Origin of the sequence: Psychroserpens sp. (assembly GCF_047633235.1) — a bacterium.
Classification (GTDB): domain Bacteria; phylum Bacteroidota; class Bacteroidia; order Flavobacteriales; family Flavobacteriaceae; genus Psychroserpens.
This window is the reverse complement of the sequence record NZ_JBLIET010000081.1, coordinates 1-6,712: the sequence shown is the minus strand read 5'-3', so window position 1 is coordinate 6,712 and position 6,712 is coordinate 1. Positions and strand designations below refer to the sequence as shown.

3 protein-coding genes are annotated in these 6,712 nt (G+C 33.0%); all 3 read right to left on the bottom strand.

The genetic code is table 11. The features are described 5' to 3' along the window. Positions 1-107 precede the first annotated feature (107 nt). Positions 108-1,538, bottom strand: a complete 1,431-nt coding sequence (locus tag ACJAZK_RS14530) for a SusD/RagB family nutrient-binding outer membrane lipoprotein (RefSeq protein WP_415224661.1) — start codon at positions 1,536-1,538, stop codon at positions 108-110. Between the two features lie 11 nt (positions 1,539-1,549). Continuing rightward, the gene (locus ACJAZK_RS14525) at positions 1,550-4,777 is read right to left on the bottom strand and encodes a SusC/RagA family TonB-linked outer membrane protein (protein WP_415224660.1); all 3,228 of its coding nucleotides are present in this window, start codon (positions 4,775-4,777) and stop codon (positions 1,550-1,552) included. Positions 4,778-5,247: 470 nt separating this feature from the next. Continuing rightward, a partial coding sequence (locus tag ACJAZK_RS14520; RefSeq protein ID WP_415224659.1) for a ShlB/FhaC/HecB family hemolysin secretion/activation protein occupies positions 5,248-6,712 on the bottom strand: 1,465 nt, incomplete at its 5' end.

Sequence of the window (6,712 nt, the reverse complement as noted above, 5' to 3'; positions counted from 1 at the left end):
GGTAGATAAATATTGAAAATAACTTTAAATTCTAAAAGGTTTTAATACATAAACAAAAAAAGACTGCCTAACAGGCAGTCTTTTAAAGTAGTTATTGGTTGTAAAAATTAATTCTTATCCCACCATACTTTAGTAGTCATATCTGCGGGTGATGAAGTTATCAACTCTAGTTGATCTGAATTTGATTGTGTTTCAGATAAAACATAAGGCATGCGCACTGGAATAGAGCTCAATTGAGCTGCCGCTGGCACTGCCAATATAGGATAATCTAATCTTCTCCACTCATTCCATCCTTCAAAACCATTCATGTAAAGTGCAATCCATTTCTGATTACCTATTGACATTTTCCAATTTGCAGAATTATATGCATTAGATGCCACATAAGAATCAATTGCAGTATCATCTGATATTCCCCAGTAATTCATAGAAGCTTTTACAGCTACTCCATATGCAGCAGCAGCGTCTCCACTTAACATACCACGCTGGTATGCTTCAGCTAAAAGAAATTGAACTTCCGCAAAAGAAATAATTACGTGAGGAGTTGTAGCTGATCTTACATTATCATTTGGTCTTGAGGTAGTAGGTTTTAAAACGGTTGCATCGTTATCAGAGATTCCGTAAGGCATTCCAACATATTCTCCATTGTACTTCTTTGCAAAAGCATCTAACCTTGGGTCTCCTAGATCTGTTAATGTCGTTACTAAATATTCAGAAACGGCATAATCATCTCTATTTCCACTTAATGGAGAAACGTTTCGGAATAAAGGATTTGCTCTTGCCAAGCTTTCAGGAAAATTAAATAATGCATTTTCACCATTACTTGAAATTAAATTGGTAGCAGCTAAATTGATATATTGCTGTGCAGTTGAAGCATCGGCATCAGCAATACGCATAGCATAACGCAACATTAATGAATTTGTAAATTTAATCCAGTGCGCTATATCACCTCCATAAATTATTTCTCCTGAAGCAAATGAAGGCGCTGCCGTGTTAAATGAAGCAGAAGCATTCTTTAAAGTTTCTAAAATTCCTTTATAAATTACCTCTTGGTCATCATATTTGGGTAAATTAGTTACGCCATCTACTGCTTCAGTATATGGTACTGCACCAAAAGCATCTGTTAAAAAACAGTATGCTTGCGTAGACATTACATCTAAAATTGCAGTCCTGTTTGCTTTAATACCAGCAGAAACCTCTTGGTTTGCAACTAAGCCTTTAGCAGCATCTAATTCTTTCAATACACTAGCATACATTGCAGACCACGTTCCGTTAAAAGAAGTGATATCCTGGTTGTATCTGCTGTCTTCAGTATATTCAGTTTCAGACCACTGTTGAACCATTAATAAACCCCAACCTGCATTTATACCAGCACCTTGTAGCGTATTATAAAAATTATATTGTGCATTAGTAAGAAGTGTAGAAGGATCTACACTGACTGCAGCATTTGGATCTATGTTCAATTCGTCAAAATTGTCATTACACTGCGCAAATAACATTACTGATAATGTTATGAGCGTAAATATTTTTAATTTTTTCATTTTTTTCATGTTTAAAATTTAGCAGATAAGTTAATACCAAATGATCTAGTTGGAGGTACTTGAGCATTCTCTAATCCTTGAATATTTCCAGATCCAGTAATTACTTGAGGATCTATGTAAGGAACGTCAGAGCTAAGAATAGCTAAGTTTCTACCGAAAAGACTTAAGTTAAGACTGGTGAAAGGAGTTTTTTCCAAAGTGTTTTGGCTTACAGCATAGCTTAACCTAACATCTCTAAACTTTAGGTAGCCAGCATCATACGTATTTGGTGCTGCAACTCTCCATTTAGTTTGAAAATATGTTTGAGGATCAACTCTTACTGTATTCGGTGCTCCGCTTGCAGTTACACCAGGTAAAATCATACCGTTTGCTCTTGTATCACTTTCTCCATTAAATGCAACAGTTTCAGGATGCATTCCAGAGTATTTAGACCACTGTAATGAAGTTGAATGCAGTATTCCACCAACTTGAAAATCAAATAATGCGGATAATGTAAAGTTCTTGTATTTGAAACTAGTGTTAAATCCACCAGTCCAATCTGCGATTGCTGATCCTAGATAAACTCTTTCGTCGGTAAACTCATAGATTCCATCAGCACCCACAACTTTATTACCGCTGTCATCATAGATGTGATCTTGTCCGAATAAAGCCATATATGGCAATCCTTCTTCAATTCTAACATCTGCAGCCCAAGTACTACCTTGAGCAATACTGTTTACGATACTTTCACCATTTTCATCTTTTAGAAGTTCAACCACTTCATTATTTATTCTCGTTAGGTTTAGTCCAATGTCCCATCTGAAATCTTCTGTTTCTATAGGCGTTGCATTTATTTCAAATTCAAAACCGTAATTTCTCATTTCTCCTGCATTCAACAATCTACTAGTATATCCTGTAGTTGAAGAAACAGGTACGTTAAAGATTTGATCTTTTGTGCTCCTATCATAATATGCAGCATCAATACTTAACCTATTGCCAAATAACTTCACTAAAAATCCGAATTCAACTTCAGTTGTTAATTCGTTTACTAAGTTTGGATTTTGTTGAGAGTTTGGTACAGAATACATTGGATTATTTCCAAAGTTTGGTGTACTTGGGTTGTATACGTCTGAAAGTCTATATGGTGCAGAGTCGTTTCCAGCTTGAGCAATACTTGCTCTTACTTTTGCGAAATTAATAACACCACTTTCTTTCACAGATTCTAGTTCTGAAATTGCAAAACTTAAAGATGCCGCTGGATAGAAGTAGCTATTATTGTCTTCTGGAAGTGTAGAAGAAACGTCATTTCTTGCAGACATATCTAAAAATAACATGTCTTTCCATGCAACAGAAGCAGATCCAAATAAACTGTTAATTCCTCTTTGTGATTCATATGTATCGACAAGTGGAGAATCTGCAGAGTTGCTAATGTTAAAAAATCCATCACTAACTAATCCACCTATTGTTTGAGCAGTCAGTCTTTTAGAACTCTGTCTCATTCTGTTTATACCAATAAAACCATTTACAGCGAAATCTTCATTAATTTCTTTGTTGTACTGTAAGCGAGCTTCCATATTAGTTTCTTGGAATCTTCTTTCCGTCTCTTCGTATCTAGAACCATCAACAGAACCTAAAGGAATACCCTCTACAATACTAAACTGAAATAAGTCAGTACCAAATTGCGTTGCAATAGTAAAATTTTCATTTAACTCGTAAGAAAGATTTGCATTTCCAAAAAGTCTATTTTTTACATCATTTTGTAAATGGTTATTTCGAACCCAAGAAGGATTGTCAAAGTAATTAATAGTAGGATTGTAAGATTGTAACACTCCATTAGCATCGGTACTTATTCCTTTTGTATTCCAAGTATACTGATTTCCTTCCGTAGTTGTTTGTTGATTTTTTAATCTATCTACATCCAACTGTGATTGCCACCATTGTGTAAATCCTTGAAGTGGATTAGCATTTGCATAACCAGTAACGTTTCTGTTTTTTGCTTCTGTGTTGATGTAAGAAAAAGAAACATTAGACTTAAGTTTATCGCTTAAGTTGTAATTGCTATTTACAGTTATAGTATTTCTCACTAATTGACCTTCTGGCATTACACCTTTTTGATCTAAATTGCTGTAGGAAACTCTAAATCCACCCTTTTCATTATTTCCTGTGAAAGCTATTGTATTCATCAGTGTTACTCCTGTGTCAAAGAAAGACTCATAAGAGTTTTCAGGTGCAACCCAAGGTCTAGTTTCTTTATAATTAGCAGCTCCAGGATCCCAAGAATCCCAATGCCTAACCATTGTGCTTGAATTAAATTTAGGTCCCCAAGAACCATCCTTCGCGTAGTTTGGAGCTAAATAACTTGTTCCATCCTGTGTAAATTCATTAAAGCCACTGGCAGTTGGATATGTAGAACCTCCACCATACATTGATTGTATTGGTATCAAATTTCTTACCTCATCAAAAGTAACACTTGTATCAAAGCTTACTCCAACTCCTTTAGCACTTTTTCCTTTTTTGGTCGTAATAAGAATTACACCATTTGCACCTCTAGAACCATATATAGCTGTTGCTGCAGCTCCTTTAAGAACAGACATAGATGCAACACTTGACGGATCAATTTCTGAAGCAGAATTACCATAATCATAAGATCCACCACCAAAACCAGATTGTTGGCTAGATCCTGAATAGCTTGAGTTGTTAATTGGAACACCATCAACCACAAATAAAGGTTGGTTGTTTCCCAGAAAAGAGTTTGAACCACGAATGGTAATTCTAGAAGATCCACCTAAAGTAGAAGGACTTCCCTGAATTTGTACACCTGCAATTCTACCCTGTAAAGAGTTTACAATGTTTGGTTCTTTTGCTTGTTCAATGCTTTCTCCTGATACTTTCTGGACTGCATAACCAATTGCTTTCTCCTTTTTAGAAATACCTAAACCAGTTATAATAATTTCATCTAATACATTAGCATCTTCTGCCATTGTTGCGTCGATAGTATTTGAACTGCCAACTGTTTTTTCAATAGTTTTGTATCCTAAATAGCTGAAACGCAGAACATCTCCTGACTTGGCTTTTATAGAATATTTACCATCGAAATCAGTTTCTGTTCCTTTAGCTGTACCTTTTATAGATACACTAACACCTGGTAATACTCCAGATGATTCTGATACAGTACCAGAAACTGTTTTCTCTTGTGCAAAGGTAATTTGCACAGCAAACGCTAATAGTAGCGTTAAAACCCCCTTAAACTTTGTTTTCATTGTTTATTAGTTTTGAATTAATTATGCCAAAGGTTATAAAATAATTTTGAACACACAATTAAATCTGTTAAAATGTGTTAACTAATTGTTAATATTTTTAAACAATAAGTTAAATATACCCAATTTATTATATAAAATAATTAAAAATACCCAATTTATTATAAATTATTAAATCAGTAGGATTCTCCGATGCGCTGCGTTGTGGTGGTGTATTAATTTTTTCACAAACAATTTTGTTCGTTTATTTCGCGCTCTTTGCTTTTTGAAAAAACTGAGTTATTATTTTTCTTTCTAAAGTAATATTGATATTAATTTTTGAGTTGTAATAAGTAGCCATGGCTCCAGTCAAAAAATATTTAGAAAGGGTGTTTTTCTCTAATTTCAAAAAGTTCTTTCTTTAGAGAATCGTAAAACTAGAGTTGTCTCATAGTGTTTCGCAACCAATAAGCACATTTTATGAGCTCTTTTGGTTAAAAAAAACTTACCCAGCTGATTATAAGTTTACTGTTATTTAGGTTGAAACTTTGCGAGGAATTTTTGCCAACAACAGTGCTTAATTTTATTTGAGAACTATTAGTTGTAAAAAGATAGCCTATTCCTAGTCCAAGAATATTTTCCTTTTTTGATCTAGATTCTAGGAATCCAAAGTCAGTTATTGAATATAGATAGGATTTTTGAGAAGTTAAAAATCGATATTCAATATTAAAAAAGGTGTAATTATTTGTAAAAATACTCTGCTCATCAAAACCTCTAATTGAGTTTGCTCCTCCAATTCTGAAGAGTTCGTTATCAAGAAAAGAATCTGAATTTAAATATCCTGTTTTGTTTTTTATGTAAATACTATTTCTGAAATTCAAATCCCATAAATAAGAAATTGTTGTTTCAATTTTGAACTGATTAGACGAGTTTGTATTTGTTTTTCTTTCTCCAAAAGTAGGGTTGATTTCAAAATTAAAGGTATCATTAAAAAAGAAATCATTTTTAGGGACACTGTATTTAAATTGAAATCCTAAAAAGTAATTGTTAAATGTTTCGAGGTTATCACTTAAAATTTCTTCGAGGTTTTCAGATGATTCCGAATTATAAGTCAAAGCGAGTTTAATCTTTGAGTTTATGCTGTAAAACAGTCTCGAATCAAATTTTGTGTTTAAAAAAGTAGAGTCTTGTTTGTATAAAGAAAAGGAGAGTTCAGGGCTGATTTTTGAATTAAATAAATAAGGTATTTCAGTTGCTAATTTAAATTCTTGTCTTTCGTCACCAATACTGTTCCAGAACAAATCAAACTTCTCTCCAGTGTTTAAAATGTTATTTAATTTTAAATCAATGTTTCCATTAAATAATAGATCCCCATTTTCCTTGGTTGCGAAACTGATAATACCGTCGATGCTATTATTAGTTCGTTTTTTAAAATATAGAAATACTTGAGTTGAGTCTCTGGTGAATAAAACTTCAGGAGGTTTTATCTCTTTGATGAAGGGTAAGTTTTTAGATAGATCTGATATTTTTGTAATTTTCTGCTGATTAAAAACAGTATTAGATTTTATATCAAAATAATTTTTTAGATAGGATTTAGGGAAGTAGTCATAGCCTTTGACAGTAATCCTATTTATAATTCTTTTTTTAGATGGATTGATTTCTAGATCGGCAAACAAAGAATCATTATTAATTTTAATGTTTTTTAATTGAACTTTAGAAAAAGACTTGCCTTGAGTGTCTAGTTTTTTTGAAATGCTGGTAAGTGTGGCTTGGAGCTCATGTACTGATAGAGAAAAAGAGTTATTTTTAAATTCGATAGTATTAAAAAGAAGCACCGCATCTGAAGCAACTTTGATAATAGCTTTTTCTGTTTTTTTATGCAAAGAAAAATGAGCAATGAATGCATTGTTTATTTTTTTGAGACTGTCAAAAGTATTTAAGAAATACCCTATATTTTTT

What these genes read in the sequence shown, in the direction of transcription:
- ACJAZK_RS14525 (WP_415224660.1), bottom strand. Translation starts at nt 4,777, where the DNA reads ATGAAAACAAAGTTTAAGGGGGTTTTAACGCTACTATTAGCGTTTGCT.
- ACJAZK_RS14530 (WP_415224661.1), bottom strand. Translation starts at nt 1,538, where the DNA reads ATGAAAAAATTAAAAATATTTACGCTCATAACATTATCAGTAATGTTA.